Origin of the sequence: Paracoccus spongiarum, from assembly GCF_030732095.1 — a bacterium.
Taxonomy (GTDB): Bacteria; Pseudomonadota; Alphaproteobacteria; order Rhodobacterales; family Rhodobacteraceae; genus Paracoccus; species Paracoccus spongiarum.
On the sequence record NZ_JAVAMQ010000018.1, the window covers coordinates 1 to 18,878 of the forward strand.

18 protein-coding genes are annotated in these 18,878 nt (G+C 68.2%); 8 read left to right on the forward strand and 10 right to left on the reverse strand.

Translation table 11 applies throughout. The features are described from left to right. Positions 1-336 precede the first annotated feature (336 nt). Both Q5Y72_RS15665 and Q5Y72_RS15670 read right to left on the reverse strand, forming a co-directional pair. Complete coding sequence (locus Q5Y72_RS15665) at positions 337-1,326, reverse strand: NAD(P)H-quinone oxidoreductase (protein WP_305964367.1); 990 nt, start codon at positions 1,324-1,326, stop codon at positions 337-339. 9 nt (positions 1,327-1,335) lie between these two features. Then, positions 1,336-2,025 carry a COQ9 family protein gene (locus Q5Y72_RS15670; RefSeq protein ID WP_305964368.1) on the reverse strand — a complete coding sequence of 230 codons (690 nt, stop codon included), beginning with the start codon at positions 2,023-2,025 and terminating at the stop codon, positions 1,336-1,338. A 92-nt stretch (positions 2,026-2,117) separates the two neighbouring features. On the opposite strand from Q5Y72_RS15670, the gene rpsU reads away from it, so the two are divergent. Then, positions 2,118-2,324, forward strand: a complete 207-nt coding sequence (gene rpsU / locus Q5Y72_RS15675; protein ID WP_022705914.1) for a 30S ribosomal protein S21 — start codon at positions 2,118-2,120, stop codon at positions 2,322-2,324. A gap of 73 nt (positions 2,325-2,397) precedes the next feature. On the opposite strand, the gene Q5Y72_RS15680 is transcribed toward rpsU, so the two are convergent. Then, a complete protein-coding gene (locus Q5Y72_RS15680) occupies positions 2,398-2,859 on the reverse strand; it encodes an Lrp/AsnC family transcriptional regulator (protein ID WP_305964369.1) in 462 nt (153 codons plus the stop codon). A 148-nt stretch (positions 2,860-3,007) separates the two neighbouring features. On the opposite strand from Q5Y72_RS15680, the gene ald reads away from it, so the two are divergent. Further along, positions 3,008-4,126, forward strand: coding sequence for an alanine dehydrogenase (gene ald, locus Q5Y72_RS15685; protein WP_305964370.1), 1,119 nt, complete (start codon positions 3,008-3,010; stop codon positions 4,124-4,126). 61 nt (positions 4,127-4,187) lie between these two features. Here the strand turns inward: ald and mscL are convergent, their stop codons facing one another. The 3 genes from mscL to Q5Y72_RS15700 all read right to left on the reverse strand — a co-directional run bounded on the left by mscL (position 4,188) and on the right by Q5Y72_RS15700 (position 5,955). Continuing rightward, a complete protein-coding gene (gene mscL / locus Q5Y72_RS15690; RefSeq protein ID WP_305964371.1) occupies positions 4,188-4,622 on the reverse strand; it encodes a large conductance mechanosensitive channel protein MscL in 435 nt (144 codons plus the stop codon). A gap of 161 nt (positions 4,623-4,783) precedes the next feature. Continuing rightward, complete coding sequence (locus tag Q5Y72_RS15695) at positions 4,784-5,419, reverse strand: DsbA family protein (RefSeq protein ID WP_305964372.1); 636 nt, start codon at positions 5,417-5,419, stop codon at positions 4,784-4,786. Continuing rightward, on the reverse strand, positions 5,413-5,955 hold the full coding sequence (locus Q5Y72_RS15700) for a DUF721 domain-containing protein (protein ID WP_305964373.1): 543 nt from the start codon (positions 5,953-5,955) through the stop codon (positions 5,413-5,415). Before Q5Y72_RS15700 ends, Q5Y72_RS15695 begins: the two co-directional genes overlap by 7 nt. Positions 5,956-6,040: 85 nt before the next feature. Here Q5Y72_RS15700 and mutY point away from each other — a divergent pair, with 85 nt between their 5' ends. Then, complete coding sequence (mutY, locus tag Q5Y72_RS15705) at positions 6,041-7,069, forward strand: A/G-specific adenine glycosylase (RefSeq protein ID WP_305964374.1); 1,029 nt, start codon at positions 6,041-6,043, stop codon at positions 7,067-7,069. 10 nt (positions 7,070-7,079) lie between these two features. Next, positions 7,080-8,219 carry an alkane 1-monooxygenase gene (locus Q5Y72_RS15710; RefSeq protein WP_305964375.1) on the forward strand — a complete coding sequence of 380 codons (1,140 nt, stop codon included), beginning with the start codon at positions 7,080-7,082 and terminating at the stop codon, positions 8,217-8,219. Between the two features lie 12 nt (positions 8,220-8,231). Here Q5Y72_RS15710 and Q5Y72_RS15715 read toward each other — a convergent pair whose 3' ends face one another. Together Q5Y72_RS15715 and Q5Y72_RS15720 are read right to left on the reverse strand one after the other, a co-directional pair. Next, positions 8,232-9,383, reverse strand: a complete 1,152-nt coding sequence (locus Q5Y72_RS15715; protein ID WP_305964376.1) for a GAF domain-containing protein — start codon at positions 9,381-9,383, stop codon at positions 8,232-8,234. Between the two features lie 100 nt (positions 9,384-9,483). Then, positions 9,484-11,073 carry an MORN repeat-containing protein gene (locus Q5Y72_RS15720; protein ID WP_371930847.1) on the reverse strand — a complete coding sequence of 530 codons (1,590 nt, stop codon included), beginning with the start codon at positions 11,071-11,073 and terminating at the stop codon, positions 9,484-9,486. Positions 11,074-11,209: 136 nt separating this feature from the next. On the opposite strand from Q5Y72_RS15720, the gene Q5Y72_RS15725 reads away from it, so the two are divergent. Then, the gene (locus Q5Y72_RS15725) at positions 11,210-12,868 is read left to right on the forward strand and encodes an NAD+ synthase (RefSeq protein WP_305964377.1); all 1,659 of its coding nucleotides are present in this window, start codon (positions 11,210-11,212) and stop codon (positions 12,866-12,868) included. 28 nt (positions 12,869-12,896) lie between these two features. On the opposite strand, the gene Q5Y72_RS15730 is transcribed toward Q5Y72_RS15725, so the two are convergent. Next, positions 12,897-14,426: a calcium-binding protein gene (locus tag Q5Y72_RS15730; protein WP_305964378.1), complete on the reverse strand. Its 1,530-nt coding sequence runs from the start codon at positions 14,424-14,426 to the stop codon at positions 12,897-12,899. A 262-nt stretch (positions 14,427-14,688) separates the two neighbouring features. Then, positions 14,689-15,429, reverse strand: a complete 741-nt coding sequence (locus tag Q5Y72_RS15735; protein ID WP_305964379.1) for a glucose 1-dehydrogenase — start codon at positions 15,427-15,429, stop codon at positions 14,689-14,691. Positions 15,430-15,522: 93 nt separating this feature from the next. Between Q5Y72_RS15735 and Q5Y72_RS15740 the strand changes: the two genes are divergently transcribed. The 3 genes from Q5Y72_RS15740 to Q5Y72_RS15750 are packed head-to-tail and all read left to right on the forward strand — an operon-like array spanning position 15,523 to position 18,874. Further along, positions 15,523-16,464: an ABC transporter permease gene (locus Q5Y72_RS15740; protein WP_305964380.1), complete on the forward strand. Its 942-nt coding sequence runs from the start codon at positions 15,523-15,525 to the stop codon at positions 16,462-16,464. Next, positions 16,461-17,273 carry an ABC transporter permease gene (locus tag Q5Y72_RS15745; protein ID WP_305964381.1) on the forward strand — a complete coding sequence of 271 codons (813 nt, stop codon included), beginning with the start codon at positions 16,461-16,463 and terminating at the stop codon, positions 17,271-17,273. The genes Q5Y72_RS15740 and Q5Y72_RS15745 overlap by 4 nt, the downstream gene beginning before the upstream one ends. Continuing rightward, positions 17,270-18,874: a dipeptide ABC transporter ATP-binding protein gene (locus tag Q5Y72_RS15750; RefSeq protein ID WP_305964382.1), complete on the forward strand. Its 1,605-nt coding sequence runs from the start codon at positions 17,270-17,272 to the stop codon at positions 18,872-18,874. The genes Q5Y72_RS15745 and Q5Y72_RS15750 overlap by 4 nt, the downstream gene beginning before the upstream one ends. Positions 18,875-18,878: the final 4 nt, after the last annotated feature.

Sequence of the window (18,878 nt, forward strand, 5' to 3'; positions counted from 1 at the left end):
CCTGCCCTGAGAAGGACAGAGACGATATCTGATAAGCCCGAGAAGTTAGTGGGTCTTCGCAGATCAAACCTTTTGGGACAGAGGTATCAGGAGTTTTGGGATATAACATGACTGCCCCCGCACTCCCCGTGGATATTTTCGCACAGAGGATGTCCGGGATTCAGTCTTTCTGAACGATTTCATGCGATCAGGACCATGCGGTACAGGCGGGGACGCCGATGACCGTCACAGGAGATGCCACACCCCTTCCGGACGTGCGCCGGAACGGGGTGTGCGCCTCACCTCATCTTCTGTGCCCAAATATCCCCGCCGGAGGCGCCCGCCGCAGCCGGATGGTCAGTCGCCGGCAACCTTCAGGACGATCTTGCCGACATGCTCGCTTGACTCCATGCGCCGATGGGCGTCGGACGCCTCCGCGAGGTCGAACTGGCTGTCGATGGTGACCCCGACGGCGCCGCTGGCGATCAGCGGCCACAGCTTCTTGCGCAGGGCATCCGCGATCTCGGCCTTGGCCGTGTCGGACTGCGGACGCAGGGTCGAGCCGGTGAGGGTCAACCGCCGCGCCATGATCTGGGCGAAGTTCAACTCGACCTTGGGGCCCTCGAGGAAGGCGATCATCACGAGCCGGCCGTCCGGCGCCAGCGTCCTCACGTTTCGCGGGATGTAGCTGCCGCCGACCATGTCGAGGATCAGGTCGGCGCCGCCTTCCGAGGCCAGCCGCTTGGTGAAGTCCTCGCTGCGGTAGTTGATCGCCGTGGCGCCAAGCCCGGCGATTGCCGCGCATTTGGCATCGCTGCCCGCCGTGGCGAAGACCCGCGCGCCAAGCGCATGGGCGATCTGGATCGCCATCATGCCGATGCCCGAGGTGCCGCCATGCACCAGGAACCGTTCGCCGCCCTTCAGGCCGCCCCGCTGCACGACATTCGACCAGACGGTGAAGGCCGTCTCGGGCAGGCAGGCGCCTTCGCGCAGGTTCATGCCGCGCGGAATGCGCAGCGCGTGATCGGCGTGGCACACGGCGTATTCGGCATATCCCCCGCCGGGCAGCAGGGCGCAGACCATCTGCCCCTTGCGCCAGCGCGTGACGCCGGCGCCCAGCCCCACGATCTCGCCCGACGCTTCGAGACCGGGCAGGTCCGAGGCCGAGGGCGGCGGCGCGTAGGAGCCCTTGCGCTGCAACACGTCGGGCCGGTTCACCCCGGCATAGGCGATCCTGATCAGGATCTCGTCATGGCGCGGCACCGGCACCGGGCGGCGTGTCATCTGCAGCGCGTCGGCATCGCCGGGGGCGGCGATCTCGACGGCATTCATCGCGTCGGGGAACATGCGGTCTCCTCAGTCGGTCGTGGTCGTGGTCCGGGCCGCCCTCTGTCCCGCCATGTGCCCGGGCAGGTCGCGTGCGTGCGGCGCGCGGACCCAGCCAAAGGCGGCGCGGCCCAGCATGGCCGCACCCGGCAGCTTGCTCAAGCGCGACTTGAGCGTTTCGATGCGCATCACGCCTTCGATCCGCCGATCCAGGAATTCGCGCGTCTGCCCCTGCGCCTCGGACTCGTCGCCCATCCAGAACAGCGTGGTGGCGCTGATCACCCCCGACAGGGTGGCGCGTTTTGTATACCAGGTCGCATCGTCGGACCGGTCGCCCAGACCGGTCCAGATGATGTCTGCGGTCTCCCAGACCAGCCGCGCCGCAAGCGCCGCGTGGTTGGGCAGCGCCAGGATCGCCGCGCCGGCGCGCACGATCTCGGGGTCGACGACGGACAGCCGATGCCAGACCGCATCCGCGACCCGGTCCCTGAACCTGCCTTGCGGCGGATATGCCGCCAGCCAGTCGCGCAATTCGGCGTCGTGGCGGCGATGATAGGCCGCCGCCAGCCCCGCCCCGCCCTGCGGGAACATGACCCGGGCATCGGCCTCGGACAGTCCCAGATCGCGTGCGCCCGCCATCAGGGCGCGATCGTTCATCCCGTCGAAGGGCACATGCAGCAGTGCCGCATCCAGCAGCGCGTCGCGGTCGTGTTCGGTCATGTCGGCCTCATCTGGACAAAGGCGCCCGCCGCTGTTAAGGGGGCGCTTCCTGCAATCTATCAACTCTAACCTAGGAAGGTGGTGACAACCACATGCAGGTCAATGTTCGCGACAACAACGTCGAACAGGCGCTTCGTGCCCTGAAGAAAAAGCTTCAGCGCGAGGGTGTGTTCCGCGAGATGAAGCTTCGGCAGCATTTCGAGAAACCGTCGGTCAAGAAAGCCCGTGAAAAGGCCGAGGCCGTTCGCCGCGCCCGCAAGCTGGCCCGTAAGAAGGCACAGCGCGAAGGCGCGCTGTAAGGCGACGCGATCAGCGCAATCCGAAAACCCCCGCTGGCCAGGCCATGCGGGGGTTTTCCATGTCGGGCGGTCCCTAGACCGGGATGGCGGTGGTGCGGAACACCGTGCGCAGCGCAAAGCTGGAATGCATCTGCGCGACGCCGGGAAGCCGCGACAGGTGCTGGCGATGGATGCGGGCAAAGTCGTCGGTGTCCTCGACCACGATCTTCAGCAGGTAATCGGCCGTTCCCGCCATCAGGTGACATTCCAGCACATCCGGGATCGCCCGCACGCCGCGCTCGAAGGCGTCCAGCACCTCGTCGGCCTGGCCCGACAGGGTGATCTCGACGAAGACGGTGGTCTGGCGGCGCAGCGCCCGCGCGTCCAGCAGCGCCACATATCCCGAGATGACGCCGGCCTCTTCCAGTCGCTGCACCCGGCGATGGCAGGCCGAGGGCGACAGATGCACCCGCAGGGCCAGCTCGGCATTGCTGATTCGACCCTCTTTCTGAAGCAGGGCCAGAATCCGGCGGTCTGTTGCGTCAAGATCAGACATCGCCGCATGTTCTTCGACAATCGCCTAAATTTCCACCGGATTCTTCCAGCCTGTCCCGCAGGATCGGGCCAGCTTCGCAGCACCTTTCGCGGCGGGGATGGCAGAATGGAGATCGGTTGCAACGCCATGACGAGGGGAGGAGACAGCGATGAGGATCGGATGCCCGAAAGAGGTGAAGCCGCAGGAATTCCGGGTCGGGCTGACGCCCTTCGCGGCAGCCGAGGCGATCCTGCGCGGCCATGACGTGCTGATCGAGACCGGCGCCGGGCTTGGCGCGGGATTCACCGACGATGACTATACAGCCATCGGCGCCCAGATCGCCCCGGACGCGAAATCGGTCTTTGACGTCGCGGAACTGGTCATCAAGGTCAAGGAGCCGCAGGCGCCCGAGCGCGCGATGTTGCGCGAGGGGCAGGTGCTGTTTACCTATCTGCACCTGGCGCCCGATGCAGCGCAGACGCGGGACCTGCTGGCCTCGGGCGTCACCTCGATCGCCTACGAGACGGTGACCGACGCGCGCGGCGGCCTGCCGCTGCTGGCGCCGATGTCCGAGGTGGCGGGGCGGCTGGCGCCGCAGGTGGGTTCCTGGGCGCTGCAGAAGGCCAATGGCGGGCGCGGGGTGCTGATGGGCGGCGTGCCCGGCGTGCGTCCGGCGAACGTGGTCATCATCGGCGGTGGCGTGGTCGGCGCGGCGGCGGCGCGGGTGGCGGTCGGCATGGGCGCGAATGTCACGGTCATGGACCGGTCCGTTCCGCGCCTCAGCTATCTGGACGACATCTTCATGGGCAAGCTGACCACCCAATATGCCAGCGCCGCTGCGACGGCCGAGCTGGTCCAGACGGCCGACATGGTGATCGGGGCGGTGCTGATCCCCGGCGCCGCGGCGCCGAAGCTGGTCAGTCGCGCGCAGCTTTCGACCATGCCGCAGGGCGCCGTGCTGGTCGATGTGGCCATCGACCAGGGCGGCTGCTTCGAGACCTCGCGGGCCACAACCCATCAGGACCCGGTCTACGAGGTCGACGGGATCGTGCATTACTGCGTCGCCAACATGCCCGGAGCGGTCGCGCGGACATCGACCCAGGCGCTGGGCAACGCCACCCTGCCCTTCCTGCTGGCCTTGGCCGGCAAGGGCTGGCGGCAGGCGATCCGCGATGACGCGCATCTGCGGGCCGGGCTGTCCACCCATCAGGGCCGGCTGACCTCGCCGCCGGTGGGCGAGGCCCTGGGGATCGAGGCGGTCACCCCCGACCAGCTGCTGGCCGGGTAAGGGCACGCGCGACGATCGACGGCGCCGCGGTCAGGCGGCGCCGTCGGGCGCCCCGTCATGCTCAGGCCGCGCGGGCCGCCAGAAGATCGCGGATCTGGGCCAGCAGTTCCTCCTGCGTGGGGCCGGCCGGGGCGACCTCTTCCTGCTTTTTCGGAATCGCCATGTCGCGGGCGCGGTTCACGGCCTTGACCAGCAGGAACACCACCCAGGCGACGATGAGGAAGTTCAGCACCGCCATCAGGAACGACCCATAGGCAAAGATCGCAGCGCCCGAGGATCGTGCGGTGGCAAGGCTGGCGCCATCGGGAACATTGCCCGACATCACCAGATACTGGTCCGAGAAGTCGATGCCGCCGGTCAGAAGACCGATGATCGGGTTGATGAGATCGTCGACCATCGAACTGACGATCGCCGTGAACGCGGCACCGATGATGATGCCGACGGCCATGTCCATGACATTGCCGCGCGCAATGAATTCCCTGAATTCCTTGATCATGATTCTGTGCTGTCCCCTGTGACTCTGACTGGCTGAAAAAGCCGGGCCCAGTCTAGCCCGGCCTCGCTCTCGGACCAAGTTGCAGCTTTGGTCAGCCGCTCACAGAGGGCAGCTTCGCCTATGCGCCGCCCGACAGGGGCGGACGCGCGGGCAAGGCAGGGTCAGTTCGCGGCCTCGGCCTCGGCCAGCTTGGCGTCGATGATCGCCTTCATGTCGTCCCAGGGCTGGTTCTGGACGGTCTCGCCGCCGATCACGAAGGTCGGCGTCGCTTCGATCTTGTCGGCGGTCGCGTTCTGCTGGAAGGTCGCGATCAGCTGCTGGGCCTTGGTGCCGTCATCCCAGCAGGCGGTCATCTGCTCTTCGGTCATGCCGGCCTTCAGGCCGATCTTGCGCAGATTGGCCGCGATCTCGTCGCCCGACCCGCCCGCCAGCCATTTCTTCTGGTCGTCGAACAGCATGTCCGAGACGGCAAAATACTTGTCGTCGCCGCCGCAGCGCGCAAGGATCCCGGCCCAGAGGCCGACCTGATCGAAATACACGTCGCGCTGGATGAAGCGGACCTTGCCGGTATCGACATACTCGGCCTTCAGCTTCGGCCAGTTCTGGTCGTGGAAATTCGCGCAATGCCCGCAGGTGAAGCTGGCATATTCGATCACCGTCAGCGGCGCGTCCTCGGCGCCCATGGCGATGTCGGGCAAGGTCTCGACCTGCGCCGCCTCGGGGGCGGCGGCGTCCTGGGCCAGCGCTGGCGAGGCCAGCACAAGGGCCAGCGCGGTGGCGACAGAGCGGATCAGCATGGAATGTCCTTTCGGTTCCTTCGGGAAGTGAGGTTGAGCGCCAGCAAGGCCATCGCCTCGGCCAGCGCCGGATCGTCGAATTGCGCGGCAACATCGCGCGCCCGTTCCCGGGCGGCAGGGTCGGGTGCCGCCTCGCGGCGCGGAGCCGGGGCGAACTGCGCCTGGCCTTCGGCAAAGCCGCTGGCGGCGGTCTGGGTCAAGGCGATCTTCTGGATCGCGTTGTAGCCATAGCAGGCGTTCACACGCTCGCGCAGCAGGGGCATCTGCATCTCGACCAGCGGCGCGGAGGGCCCGGTCGTCAGCAGCGTCAGCGTGGCGCCAAAACCGCCCCGGCCGTGGCTGATGCGCACCGGGCGGGTCATGCGGGCCAGCGATTCGCCGGCGATCTCGGGCCAGTGGGTCAGCAGACGGCTGACGGCGAAGCCGCGCCCCTCGGCGGCCTTCTGGACCCGCTCGCCCAGCAGGGACGCGGCGGCCTCGAAGCCGCGCCTGCGGCGCCGGGGCGCGGTCTTGGTGCTGTCTGGCCTCTGTGCCATTCCCGCCTGATCGGTTATCACGCGCTCATCATTAGTCAGCGGGCGGCAGGGATGAAAGCGCACAACATCGCGGGAGGGCTGAAAATTGCGTGACGACAGGGTGATCGCACCGGCCTTGCTGGCCTGGTATGACCGCCACGCCCGCGTGCTGCCCTGGCGGGTGCCGCCCGGCGCCTCGGTCCGCGCCGATCCCTACCGCGTCTGGCTGTCCGAAGTGATGCTGCAACAGACCACCGTCGCCGCCGTGCGCGACTACTTCCTGCGCTTTACCGCGCTGTGGCCCACCGTTCAGGACCTCGCCCGCGCCGATGACGCGCAGGTGATGGCCGAATGGGCCGGGCTCGGCTATTACGCCCGGGCGCGCAACCTGCTGGCCTGCGCCCGCGCGGTTGCGACCGCCGGCGAATTCCCCGTCACGCGCGAGGGGCTGCGCGCCCTGCCCGGCATCGGCGCCTATACCTCGGCCGCGATTTCCGCGATCGCCTATGACCAGCCCGAGACCGTCGTCGATGGCAATGTCGAACGCGTGGTCGCGCGGCTCTTCGCGGTCGCCACGCCGCTGCCGGCCGCCAAGCCCGAGCTGACGGCGCTGGCCACCCGACTGACGCCCTCAACGCGGCCGGGCGATTTCGCGCAGGCGATGATGGATCTGGGCGCGACGATCTGCACCCCGCGCAACCCCGCCTGCGGCTTCTGCCCGCTGAACGAAGCGTGCGAGGCCCGCGCGCAGGGCATCGCGACCGCGTTGCCCCGCAAGTCCCCGAAGCCGGCAAAGCCCGACCGCAGCGGCTTGGCCTGGGTCGCCCTCCAGGGCGATGCGGTGCTGCTGGAGGAACGCCCGGCCAAGGGTCTGCTGGGGGGCACGCTGGCGTTTCCCTCGGCGCTGTGGGACGGCCGCGACCTGCCGCCGCCGGGCGCGGCAGACTGGCGGGACCTGGGCGAGGTCCGGCATGTCTTCACCCATTTCAACCTCAGCCTGCGGGTGCTGGCGGGCGATCTGGACGGCACGCCGGGGCGCGGCCATCTGGTGCCGCTGCGTCACATCGACCGCAACGCCCTGCCGGGGCTGATGCGCAAGGTCTGGGATATGGCGCGGGCCGATTTCGCGACGTAACATCACCCCCATGAACGCCGATCAACGCAACGGGCTGCCCCCTGCCCTGCCCTTCTGGATGTCGCTCGTGATGCTGCCGCTGGTGGTGCTGGCGGCGATGCGGGGCGGTCTGTGGTGGATGCTGCTGCCCGGTTATGCCTGGTATCTGACAACCGTGCTGGACGGCGTGCTGGGGCTGAACCCGCAGAACCCGGCCATCGACGGCGGGGACGGCCGGCTGGTCTGGCACCGGGCGGTCACGATCATCTGGTTTCCGCTGCAGGCCGCCGCGATCTTCGGGTCGATCTGGTATGCCGCCCAGTCCGGCCATCTGTCGGGGCTGGAAAAGCTGGGGCTGTTCTTCGGCATCGGCGTGCTGTCAGGCAGCATCGGCATCGTCTATGCCCATGAGCTGCTGCACCAGAAATCGCCGCTGGAACGCTGGCTGGGCGACCTGCTGCTGGCCAGCGTGCTGTATTCGCATTTCCGCACCGAACATCTGCTGGTCCATCATTCCTGGGTCGGCACCCCGCGCGATGCGGTCTCGGCCCGCTATGGCGAGGGGTTCTATCGCTTTTTCGGGCGGGTGCTGCGCGAAGCCCCGGTCAGCGCCTGGCGGGCCGAGACACGGCGGCTGGCCCGCGCGGGTCGCGGCCCCCTTCATCGCGGCAACCCCTTCTGGCGCTACGCCGCGCTGCAGATCACGATGATCGGGCTGGCGCTGGCGCTGGGCGGCGCGCAGGGGCTGCTGCTGTTCCTGTTCCAGGCCTTCATCGCGGTCTGGCAGCTGGAGCTTGTGAACTATGTCGAGCATTACGGCCTGACCCGCCGCCATCTGGGCGACGGGCGATACGAACACATCCTGCCGCGCCACAGCTGGAACGCCAGCCATACCGCCTCGAACTGGCTGCTGATCAACCTTCAGCGCCATTCGGATCACCACTACAAGCCCGACCGGCGCTTTCCGCTGCTGCAAAGCTATGGCACGGCGGAGGCGCCGCAACTGCCGCTTGGCTATCCTGCGATGACCTTCGTGGCGATGGTGCCGCGCTGGTGGCGGGCGCGGATGAACCCCCGTGTGCGCGCGTGGCGGCGGCAGTTCTATCCCGACATCACGGACTGGTCGGATTACGACCGCGGCACCCTGCCGATGCCGCGCAACGCGCCCTGACGGCGCGGCGCCTCAGGCCGCCAGCATCCGCAGCGGCAGGACCATGCGCATCGCCCAGCCCGGCGCATCGGCAAGCGGGGCATAACGCCCGTCCAACTGCCCGGCCAGGGTCAGCTCGAACAGCTGCGAGCCGAAACCCGCCGGATTCGCGGCGCCGGCGGCGGCCGCAGCCATGCCCGGAACCTCGTCGATCCAGTCGATCTCGACCTCGCCATCGCGCCGCCGCCAGTCGATCCGCAACCGCCCCGACCGGCCCAGCGCGCCATACTTGACCGAATTCGTGGCCATCTCGTGCAACGCGAGGGACAGGCTGGCCAGGCCGCCGCGACCCAGCACCACCTGCGGGCCGTCGGTCTCGATCCGGGAGCCAAGGCCGACATAGGGCGCCAGAAGCCGGTCCAGCAGATCGCCCAGCGGAACCGCGACCCCGGCCAGCGACCGGCCATCCGGGGTCGGCAGGCTCAGCGCCTGCGCCGCCGACAGCGCCTCGATGCGGCCTTCAATCTCGGCACCCATCGCCCCGGTGTCGTCATGGTCGCGCCGGCTCATCCGCACGATGGCGCCGACGATGCCGAACAGGTTCTTGGACCGATGCGCCATCTCCGCCAGGATCATCTGGCGTTCGCGGGCCGCGTGGCGCAGGGCGATCTCGGATTCCAGCATGGCCGCAAGATCGGCCAGCACCGCCGTTTCTTCGGCGGTCCAGTCGCGCGGCACGCTGTCGATCGCGCAGAGCGACCCCAGCGCCTCGCCGCCGGGACCGTGCACCGGTGCGCCCAGATAGGCGATCACGCCAAGGTCGCTGACCGCACCATTCTCGCGCAGAAGCGGGCTTTGGCGCGCATCCGCGACCGCCAGCGGCTGGTCAAGGCTGACCACATACTGGCAGAAGGAATGGGTCAGGGGCGTCTCGCGGGCCTCGGCAACGGGGCCGTCAAGGCCTTGCTGGGCCTTGAAGAACTGCCGCCGGTCGGTGACCAGCGAGAAAAGCCCGACCGGCACGCCCAGAAGATGCGTCGCGACGCGCAGGATGCGGTCGAAGGATGCTTCGGGAAGGCTGTCCAGAAGTTGCGACGAGGTGAGGGCCCGCAGGCGTGACGGAGCGGCCAGAAGATCGGCGTGATGAGTGGGGGCGGTATCGGGAAACGGGCGGGGGGGCAGCAATCAGGGGCCTCGGTGACTGGGCAAAGACTGCAGGTTAGGCGATGCCGGGCGCCGGACGCAACCGCATTCCCCCCCGCGCCCTGCCCGCAGCGCGCGGCGATCAGCCGCCGTCGGCCCCGCTGTCCGGGGTTTGCGTGCCTGCCGCGCCTGTGGTCGCCGTGCCGGTGGTCGCCGTGGCGGGAGCGGGATCAGCGCCGGGCGCGGCATCGTCGGGCAGCGCGGGCGCCTCGCCCGAGGGGGATGCCGACGCATCGCCGCCCGCGCCTGCCGCGGGCGCGGCGCCACCGGCCGCCGGGGCGTCGGCCTCGATCAGCCGGTTGTCGCGCCACTCGCCCGAGGCAACCTGCCCGGTGGCATAGCGCATCACGCCCTGACCCTGACGCTTGCCGGCCTCGAAATTGCCCTCGTAGCGGTCGCCATTGGCGTAGGTCGCGGCACCCTGCCCGTCGATCTCGCCCGCCGCCCAGCCGCCCTCGTAGACGAAGCCGTCCGGCGTCGTCAGCTTGCCCGCCCCCTCGCGCAGCCCGTTGACGAAGCCGCCGGTGTAGACGGTGCCGTCGGGATAGGTGGCCTGCCCCTCGCCGTGGCGCTGGCCGTCCTTCCATGCGCCCGAATACACATAGCCGTCGGGATAGGACATCCGGCCCTGGCCGTCGTTTCGCGCCTCGCGGAAGCCGCCCTCGTAGACCATGCCATTGGCATAGCTGGCCTTGCCTTCGCCCTCGATCACGCCGGTGACCCAGGCGCCCTCATAGGTCGAGCCGTCGGGATAAGTGATCTTGCCGCGGCCATCGGGGCGGTCGTCCTTCATCTGCCCTTCATAGACCGAGCCATCGGGATAGGTGATCCGGCCGCGCCCCTCCATGCGGCCCTCGGCCCAGTCGCCGGCATAGACATAGCCGTCGGTGCCCGTGAAGGTGCCCTGCCCGTGCCGGCGGTCGGCCCTGAACTGGCCGTCATAGACATCGCCATTGGCATAGGTCGCGATGCCCGCCCCCTCGCGCTTGCCGTTCAGCATCTGCCCCTCGTAGCGGTCGCCGGTTGCCTGCACCAGAAGGCCCGTTCCCGACATCTGGCCAGCCGACCAGATGCCGTCATAGACCAGCCCGTCGGCCATCGTCAGCTTGCCCTTGCCGGCCCGCTGGCCGGCCAGCATCCCGCCCTCGTAGATGGCCCCGTCGGGATAGGTGATGCGGCCCTGGCCTTCCTTGACCCCGGCATTCCAGTCGCCCTCGTAGCGATAGCCGTTCGGCTGGGTCAGCACCCCCTTGCCCTGGTGCAGCCCCTTGACGAAATCGCCCACATAGACCGAGCCGTTGGCATAGCGCGCCTCGCCCTTTCCGGTAATCTCGCCGCCGATCCAGTCGCCGTCATAGGTGCCGCCATCCGCATAGGTGATCTTGCCGCGGCCATCCGGCTTGCCCTTGGCAAACTGGCCCTCATAGACCGATCCGTTCGGAAAATTCGCGCGGCCCTGGCCAAGGATCTCGCCCTCGACCCAGTCGCCCTCGTAGCGATAGCCGCTTGGGAGGGTATAGCTGCCCTGGCCATGCTGGCGGCCGTTGCGGAACGTGCCCTCGTAGACGCCGCCATCGTCATACTGCTTGGTGATGACCTGCGCCTCGGCCGCGACCGTCGCCGCCATCAGCGTCATCGCCAACGCACCCGCCCTTATCGCTGCCCGCCTCATCGCCCATGCCCTTCGCGTTTTGCCCCTTGGTCTACCCCATGCGGCCGGCCCGCGCAAAGCCCGACTTTTCCTTTCCTCCGCCATCGCCTATCACGGGCGCGAGAGACAACGGGCCACAGGCAACAGGGGCTGCGCCATGACCGACCGCTTCCGGCTGACCATCGGACAGCTGAACGCCACTGTCGGCGATCTGACCGCCAACGCGCAGAAGGCGCAGGAGGCGTGGCAGGCCGCGCGAGAGGCGGGCGCGGACATGCTGGCCCTGCCCGAGATGTTCATCACCGGCTACCAGACGCAGGACCTGGTGCTGAAACCCGCCTTCACCCGGCAGGCCGAGGCCGCGATCCTGCGGCTGGCCGAGGCCTGCACCGGCGGGCCGACCCTCGGCATCGGCGGGCCTTGGCGCGACGGCGACCGGCTTTACAACGCCTACTGGATCTTCCGCGACGGCAGGCTGGTCGCGCGGGTCCTGAAACACCACCTGCCCTACAAGCAGCTGTTCGACGAATTGCGGCTGTTCGACAGCGGCCCGATCAGCGGCCCCTATCCGGTCGGCGCGGCACGCATCGGCAGCCCGATCTGCGAGGACAGCTGGTATCCCGACGTGGCCGAGACGCTGGCCGAGACCGGGGCCGAGATCCTGATCGTGCCGAATGGCAGCCCCTATCACCGCGACAAGCTGGACCTGCGGATGGGCCACATGGTCGGGCGCGTGGTCGAGACCGGCCTGCCGCTGGTCTATGTCAACATGGTCGGCGGGCAGGACGATCAGCTCTATGACGGCGCCAGCTTCGTGCTGAACCCCGGCGGCCGCAAGGCCGTGCAGCTGCCGCCCTTCGCCGAGATGCTGGCCCATGTGGATTTCACCCGCGAGTCCGAGGGCTGGACCGCCGCGCCCGGCCTGATGGCGCCGCAGCCCGATGCCTGGGAACAGGATTACCACGCGATGATGCTGGGCCTGCGCGAATATCTGCGCAAGTCCGGCTTTCGCAAGGTGCTGCTGGGCATGTCCGGCGGCATCGACTCGGCCCTGGTGGCGACAATCGCCGCGGACGCGATCGGGCCCGCGAATGTGCGCTGCGTGATGCTGCCCTCGGAATACACCTCTCAGGCCAGCCTGGACGATGCCGCCGATTGCGCGGCTCGGCTGGGGGCGCGGCTGGACACCGTCCCCATCGACGGCGCCCGCGACGCTGTGGGCGATGCGCTGGCGCATCTGATGGCGGGCACCGCGCCCGACACGACCGAGGAAAACATCCAGTCGCGCCTGCGCGGCCTGATGCTGATGGCGATTTCCAACAAGTTCAACGAGATGCTGCTGACCACGGGCAACAAGTCAGAGGTCGCGGTCGGCTACGCCACCATCTATGGCGACATGGCCGGCGGCTACAACCCGATCAAGGATCTCTACAAGACCCGCGTGTTCCAGACCTGCCGCTGGCGCAATGCCAATCATCGCGACTGGATGATGGGCCCCGCTGGCGAGGTGATCCCGCAGCGGATCATCGACAAGCCGCCCTCGGCCGAATTGCGCCCCGACCAGAAGGACGAGGACTCGCTGCCGCCCTACGACGTTCTGGACGCGATCCTGGAGGGTCTGGTCGAGAAGGATCTGGCGCTCGGCGATCTGGTCGCGCAGGGCTTCGATCCCGACACCGTCCGCAAGGTCGAGAAGCTGCTGTATCAAAGCGAATGGAAACGCTATCAGGCCGCGCCCGGGCCGCGCATCTCGACCCGGGCCTTCTGGCTGGACCGGCGCTATCCGCTGGTGAACCGCTGGCGCGACGAGTTGTAGGCCGGCCGCGCCGATTGCGCGCGCGCGGTCAGAGAACGAAATCCCGCTCCAGCATGGTCAGCGGGTCATCGAGGATGACGATGAAATCCGCCCGGCGGTCGCCATCGGTATCGCCGGTGATCGTTGTCTGCCCGGCCGACCTGACGGCGCGCAATTCACCTTCGTCTCCGCTGAACCGCCGCGCGCCGAGGAACGCGAAATTCTGATCGCCGCCGCGGCTTTCGTCGGCATCGATGCCGCGCAGATCGATGCGGTCGCCCTGCGTCCGGCTGAAATCCAGGATCCCATCGGCGCGGCTGTCCACATCCGACGTGAACCGGAAACTGTCCGCCGCCGCACCGCCGATCAGGCTGTCCGCCCCTGCGCCGCCGACCAGCGTATCGCGCCCCGCGCCGCCCGACAGCCGGTTGTCCTCGTGGTTGCCTGACAGCAGGTCGTTCTGGCGGCCGCCGACCAGATGCTCGATCTCCCTCAACAGCATCCCGCCGCTGTTGGAATTCACATATCCGCTGTCCAGATCGGCCTGGATGGCGGTGCGGAAGGCCGCAAGGTTGACCGTATCGCTGTCGCGGTCGCGCGGGGTCGATACGCTGCTGGACCCTGCCACAATCACCCGATGGTCGGGGTCGGCCTGTGCCTTTACGATCAGGGTGTCGGCGTCGCGCCCAAGATTGACATAGTTCGTCCCGCCCCTGTTCAGCACAACGCGGTCAGCGCCGCTGCCGGAATCGATCGTGCCGACCCAGCCTGCGCCTGTGGAAATGACATCCCGCCCGTCACCCCCATCGATCAGCGTCGCCTCGCCGCGCACGGACAGGCGGTCATTGCCGCCCTCGCCGGCGACCACCTGCGACCAGCCGCCGGCGGCCGTCGCGATGATGTCGTTGCCGTCCTGACCATGCACGAATTGCGCGTCACCTCCGGTGGTGATCCGGTCATTGCCGCTGCCGCCGTTGATCGTGCCGACATATCGCAGACCGGTCAGGATTACATCTGCACCACCGCCAGTGGCGATTGCACCCGCCCCGCCGCGGACGGTGATGCTGTCGCTGCCGTCGAAGGCCCTGATCGACTCGATCCCGGCGCCACGATCATCGGCCACCAGCCGGTTGGCGCCGTTGCCAAGATCGATCGCGCCCAGCCAGCGGCCGTTGTTCAGGGTGACCCGATCATTGCCTTCACCGGTTTCCAGCAACGCGACCCAGAAACTGCCGCCGAGGCTGACGGTATCGTTGCCATTGCCCGTCCGGATGACGTCGACAGCCGTCCGGGTCAGGGTGATCACATCGTCTGCCTCGTTCCTGCACAGGATCGCCTCAAGCCGCCGCTCGCCGCTGGCCGCGTCGTTGATCCTTGCCGCCAATTGCCCCGAAACGCGCAGCGTCGAGGCGTTCCATTCGCCCGACAGGTTCACGGTCAGGACCGGGCCGGGGTTCGGCGCGAAGAAAAAGGCTCCATCAAGAAACTGATCGAACCACTCATAATACTGAACTCCGCCCACCGAAATGGGCGTGACCCCGTCCAATGCGATGGTTGTATTTCCGTTGATGGTTGGCATGGTTTTTTCTCCCCTCCAGAGGAGAAATATCGTGCCACCACAGGACCAGATCGCCAAACCCTATTCATTTCCTCATGCGGGCCAGACTCTGCGAACCCGCAGGTCGAATTCTAGCATTCTCGCGCAAGACGCAACTGAGAAGGACCATTCCTGACACCGCCGGATCAAGCGCAAACAATTATAATCCAGAGAAAATCCCTGGAATGACCGGCATGTGCGACGGTATGGCGGGGCAGCCTGCATTGTCGAGAGAATCAGTTTCCTAGATGCACCGCCCCCCATCGACCTCCAATGCGACGCCAGTAATCATCGAGGCTTCGTCGGACGCCAGAAAACAGGCGGCATTTCCCAGGTCCTCGGGGGTCGAGAACCGGCCGATCGGAATGGTGGCCAGAAACTTTGCCCGCATTTCGGGCGTATCCTCGCCCATGAAGCTTTTCAGCAGCGGCGTTTCGCCCGCCACCGGGTTCAGCGCGTTGACACGGATGCCGAAGGGCGCCAGTTCCACCGCCATCGCCCGGGTCGCGGTGATCAGCCAGCCCTTCGAGGCGTTGTACCAGTTCAGCCGGGGCCGCGGAGACACCCCCGCTGTCGAGGCGATGTTGACGATGCTGCCGCGTCCCGCCTGCTTCATCAGCGGCACGATCTCGCGGGCGATGAGATAGACGGACTTGCAGTTCACCGCCAGCACGCGGTCGAAATCGGCCTCGTCGATCTCTTCCATCGGGGCGGGCAGATGGGTGACGCCCGCGTTGTTCACCATGATGTCGATGCGCCCGAAGCGCCCAAGCGTTTCGGCCACCATCGCCCGGACGCCCTCGGCGTCGGCGACATCGGCCCGGACCGCATGGCCGCCGGTCTCGTCCGCAACGATGCGGGCGGCCTCGCCGTTGATGTCGGCGACGACGACCTGCGCGCCCTCGGCCGCGAACTTGCGCACGATGCCGGCACCAAAGCCGCTGCCCCCTCCGGTAACGATCGCGATCCTGTCCTGAAGTCTCATCCGCATCCCCTTCGCTGCTGGTGCCATGATGGAGGCTGGCGCGGCGGCCGCAAGCCGCTTTACCCGCAGGCCGGGCGGGGCTAGCGTCCCTGCATGCTGGGATACCTTCTGCGCCGGATGATCTCGTTGGGGCTGAGCCTGCTGGTCGCCTCGGCCTTGATCTTTTCGGTGGTCGAACTGGTTCCGGGTGATCCGGCCAGCTTCATGCTGGGCACCGGCGCCCAGCCCGAGACGCTGGCCGCGCTGCGCAGCCAGATGGGTCTGGATCAGCCGCTGCCGCTGCGCTATGCGCGCTGGCTGGCCGCGATCCTGCAGGGAGATTTCGGCCAGAGCTTCACCTACAAGACCCCGATCGCCGGCATGATCGCCGAGCGGATGACGGTCTCGCTGCCGCTGGCGGTGATGGCGCTGCTGCTGGCGGCCGTGATCGCATTCCCGGTCGGCCTCTTCGCGGCGGCGCGGCGGGGGCGGATCGGCGATGCCGCGGTCATGGGCGGCACGCAGCTGGGCATCGCACTGCCGAATTTCTGGTTCGCGATGCTTCTGGTGCTGCTCTTCTCGGTGCGGCTTCGGCTGCTGCCGGCGGGCGGATTTCCCGGCTGGGGCCAGCCCGTTGCGGCGCTGACCGCGCTGCTGCTGCCTGCGGTGGCGCTGGCGCTGCCGCAGGCCGCGATCCTCGCCCGGGTGCTGCGCTCGGCGTTGATCGAGACGCAGGGGCAGGACTATATCCGCACCGCCCGTGCCAAGGGCCTCAGCGCGGCCCAGACCCTGCGCCGCCACGCGCTGCGCAACGCGATGGTGCCGGTGCTGACCATTATGGGCATGCAGTTCAGCTTTCTTCTGGCCGGGGCAATCATCATCGAGAACGTCTTCTACCTGCCCGGCCTGGGGCGGCTGATCTTTCAGGCGATCAGCCAGCGCGACCTGATCGTCGTGCAGTCGGCGGTGCTGGTGCTGGTCGCCGCGGTGATCGCGGTGACCTTCCTTGTCGATCTGGCCTATGCGGCGGTCGATCCGCGGCTGAGGCGCCGATGAGAGCCGGCATGATCCTCGGCGCGGGGCTGGCCGGGCTGGCGCTGCTGGCGGCGGCGCTGTCGCTGGTCTGGACGCCGCACGACATCACCCAGATGGCGATTGCGCAGCGGCTGCAGCCGCCCTCGGCCGTGCATCCCTTCGGCACGGATCAGTTCGGCCGCGACATCCTGTCGATGGCGATGCTGGGCGCCCGTGTCTCGATCGCGGTGGCATTGGTCGCGGTCGGCATCGGAATGGGCGCGGGCGTGCCTCTGGGGCTGATCGCGGCGGCGCATCGCGGCGGCTGGATCGACGAGCTGGTGATGCGGGGCAACGATCTGGTCTTTGCCTTTCCCTCGCTGGTCATCGCGATCCTCATCACCGCAGTGTTCGGGCCCTCGGCGATCAACGCGATCATCGCCATCGGCATCTTCAACATCCCGGTCTTTGCGCGCGTGACGCGGGGCGGCGCGCTGCCGATCTGGACGCTGGATTATGTCCGCGCAGCCGAGGTGGCCGGCAAGGGGCGCGCCCTGATCAGCCTGCAGCACATCCTGCCCAACATCGCCAACCTGCTGATCGTGCAGGGCACCATCCAGTTCAGCCTCGGCATTCTGGCCGAGGCGGGCCTGTCCTATGTCGGGCTTGGCGCGCAGCCGCCCACGCCCAGCTGGGGGCGGATGCTGGCCGAGGCGCAGACGCTGGTGACGCTGGCGCCGCATGTCGCGATCATTCCCGGCCTCTGCATCGTGCTGACGGTCCTGGGGCTGAACCTCCTGGGTGACGGGCTGCGCGACGCGCTGGACCCGCGACTGAAGACCCTGCGATGATCGAGACCCGCGATCTGGCCGTCACCATCGGCGCCTCGCGGCTGCTGGACCATGTGGACCTGCGGCTTGCGCAGGGCCGGATCACCGGGCTGGTGGGCGAAAGCGGATCGGGAAAATCCATGACGGCGCTGGCAATCATGGGCCTCTTGCCGCCCCACGCGCGGGTGTCTGGCCAGGTTCTGCTGGACGGCCTGAACCTGCTGGCCCTGCCAGAACGCGCGATGTGCGCCGTCCGGGGCCGGCGGATCGGCATGATCTTCCAGGAACCGATGACCGCGCTGAACCCGCTGATGCGGATCGGCGATCAGGTGGCCGAGGTGCTGCGCATCCACCATCGCATGGACCGTCAGGCCGCGCTGGCGCGGGCGCGCGAACGGCTGGACCGCGTCGGGCTGGCCGAGCCACGCTTTCCGCTGACGCTGTATCCGCACGAGCTGTCGGGCGGCCAGCGCCAGCGCGTGGCCATCGCGCTGGCCATCGCGGAACGCCCCGAACTGCTGATCGCCGATGAGCCCACGACCGCGCTTGACGTCACCACGCAGGCGCAGATCCTGACGCTGCTGCGCGGTCTGGTGCGCGACGAGGAAATGGGGCTTCTGCTCATCACCCATGATCTCGCGGTGGTGGCCGGGTTGGCGGATGATGTCGCGGTGATGCGATCCGGCGAGATCGTCGAGGCCGGCCCAACCGAGGCGCTGTTCCGCCGCCGCGGCCATCCCTACACACGCCAGCTTTTCGCCGCCTCGCGGCACGTTCCGGCACGCATCGCCGCCGGCCCAGGCCCCGGCCTCGACAGCCGCCCGCCGCTGTTGCGGATCGAGGATGCCGCCCGGGTCTTTCGCCTGCCCGGCGGCCGCAGCCTGCGCGCGGTGGACGGCGTCAGCCTGACCATCGCGCATGGCGAAAGCGTCGGGCTGGTCGGGGAATCGGGCTGCGGAAAATCGACGCTGACGCGCGCGATCCTGGGCCTTGATCCGTTGCAGGCGGGCAGCATCCGTCTGAACGGCATGCAGGTCAGCGCCGGCAACCGGATGCCGCATGCCTTGCGGGCGCAGATGCAGGTGGTGTTCCAGGACCCGTTCGGCAGCTTCGATCCGCGCTGGCGGGTCGCGCGGCTGCTGTGCGAGCCCTTCCACCTGACCGGACGGCCGCCCGACTGGCGCGCAAGGCTGGACGCGGCGCTGTCCGAGGTCGGGCTGTCGCCCGAGGATGCCGGCAAATACATCCACGAATTCTCGGGCGGGCAGCGCCAGCGCCTTGCCATCGCGCGCGCGCTGATCATCCGCCCCGCGCTGATCGTGCTGGACGAGGCGGTCAGCGCGCTGGATGTGCGCGTGCGGGCGCAGGTGCTGGACCTGCTGGTGCGGCTGCGCCGCGATCACGGGCTTGCCTACCTGTTCATCAGCCACGACCTCTCTGTGGTCCGGGGCATCGCCGACCGGGTGCTGGTGATGGAGAGGGGCCGGATCGTCGAGGACGGGCCTGCCGCACAGGTCATCGACGCGCCGCAGGCCGAGGCCACGCGCCGCCTTGTCGCCGCCATGCCGCGCATCCCCGAGGGCTGGATCGGCCCCGAGCAGGGGGAGGCCGCAAGCGGCTGAGCCG

Excerpts from the sequence above, each read along its gene's own strand:
- Q5Y72_RS15750 (WP_305964382.1), top strand. The coding sequence starts at position 17,270 with ATGATCGAGACCCGCGATCTGGCCGTCACCATCGGCGCCTCGCGGCTG.
- Q5Y72_RS15695 (WP_305964372.1), bottom strand. The coding sequence starts at position 5,419 with ATGCTGATCCGCTCTGTCGCCACCGCGCTGGCCCTTGTGCTGGCCTCG.
- Q5Y72_RS15720 (WP_371930847.1), bottom strand. The coding sequence starts at position 11,073 with ATGAGGCGGGCAGCGATAAGGGCGGGTGCGTTGGCGATGACGCTGATG.
- Q5Y72_RS15680 (WP_305964369.1), bottom strand. The coding sequence starts at position 2,859 with ATGTCTGATCTTGACGCAACAGACCGCCGGATTCTGGCCCTGCTTCAG.
- Q5Y72_RS15735 (WP_305964379.1), bottom strand. The coding sequence starts at position 15,429 with ATGAGACTTCAGGACAGGATCGCGATCGTTACCGGAGGGGGCAGCGGC.
- ald (WP_305964370.1), top strand. The coding sequence starts at position 3,008 with ATGAGGATCGGATGCCCGAAAGAGGTGAAGCCGCAGGAATTCCGGGTC.
- Q5Y72_RS15710 (WP_305964375.1), top strand. The coding sequence starts at position 7,080 with ATGAACGCCGATCAACGCAACGGGCTGCCCCCTGCCCTGCCCTTCTGG.
- Q5Y72_RS15665 (WP_305964367.1), bottom strand. The coding sequence starts at position 1,326 with ATGTTCCCCGACGCGATGAATGCCGTCGAGATCGCCGCCCCCGGCGAT.
- rpsU (WP_022705914.1), top strand. The coding sequence starts at position 2,118 with ATGCAGGTCAATGTTCGCGACAACAACGTCGAACAGGCGCTTCGTGCC.
- Q5Y72_RS15670 (WP_305964368.1), bottom strand. The coding sequence starts at position 2,025 with ATGACCGAACACGACCGCGACGCGCTGCTGGATGCGGCACTGCTGCAT.
- Q5Y72_RS15700 (WP_305964373.1), bottom strand. The coding sequence starts at position 5,955 with ATGGCACAGAGGCCAGACAGCACCAAGACCGCGCCCCGGCGCCGCAGG.
- Q5Y72_RS15740 (WP_305964380.1), top strand. The coding sequence starts at position 15,523 with ATGCTGGGATACCTTCTGCGCCGGATGATCTCGTTGGGGCTGAGCCTG.
- mscL (WP_305964371.1), bottom strand. The coding sequence starts at position 4,622 with ATGATCAAGGAATTCAGGGAATTCATTGCGCGCGGCAATGTCATGGAC.
- Q5Y72_RS15745 (WP_305964381.1), top strand. The coding sequence starts at position 16,461 with ATGAGAGCCGGCATGATCCTCGGCGCGGGGCTGGCCGGGCTGGCGCTG.
- Q5Y72_RS15730 (WP_305964378.1), bottom strand. The coding sequence starts at position 14,426 with ATGCCAACCATCAACGGAAATACAACCATCGCATTGGACGGGGTCACG.
- Q5Y72_RS15725 (WP_305964377.1), top strand. The coding sequence starts at position 11,210 with ATGACCGACCGCTTCCGGCTGACCATCGGACAGCTGAACGCCACTGTC.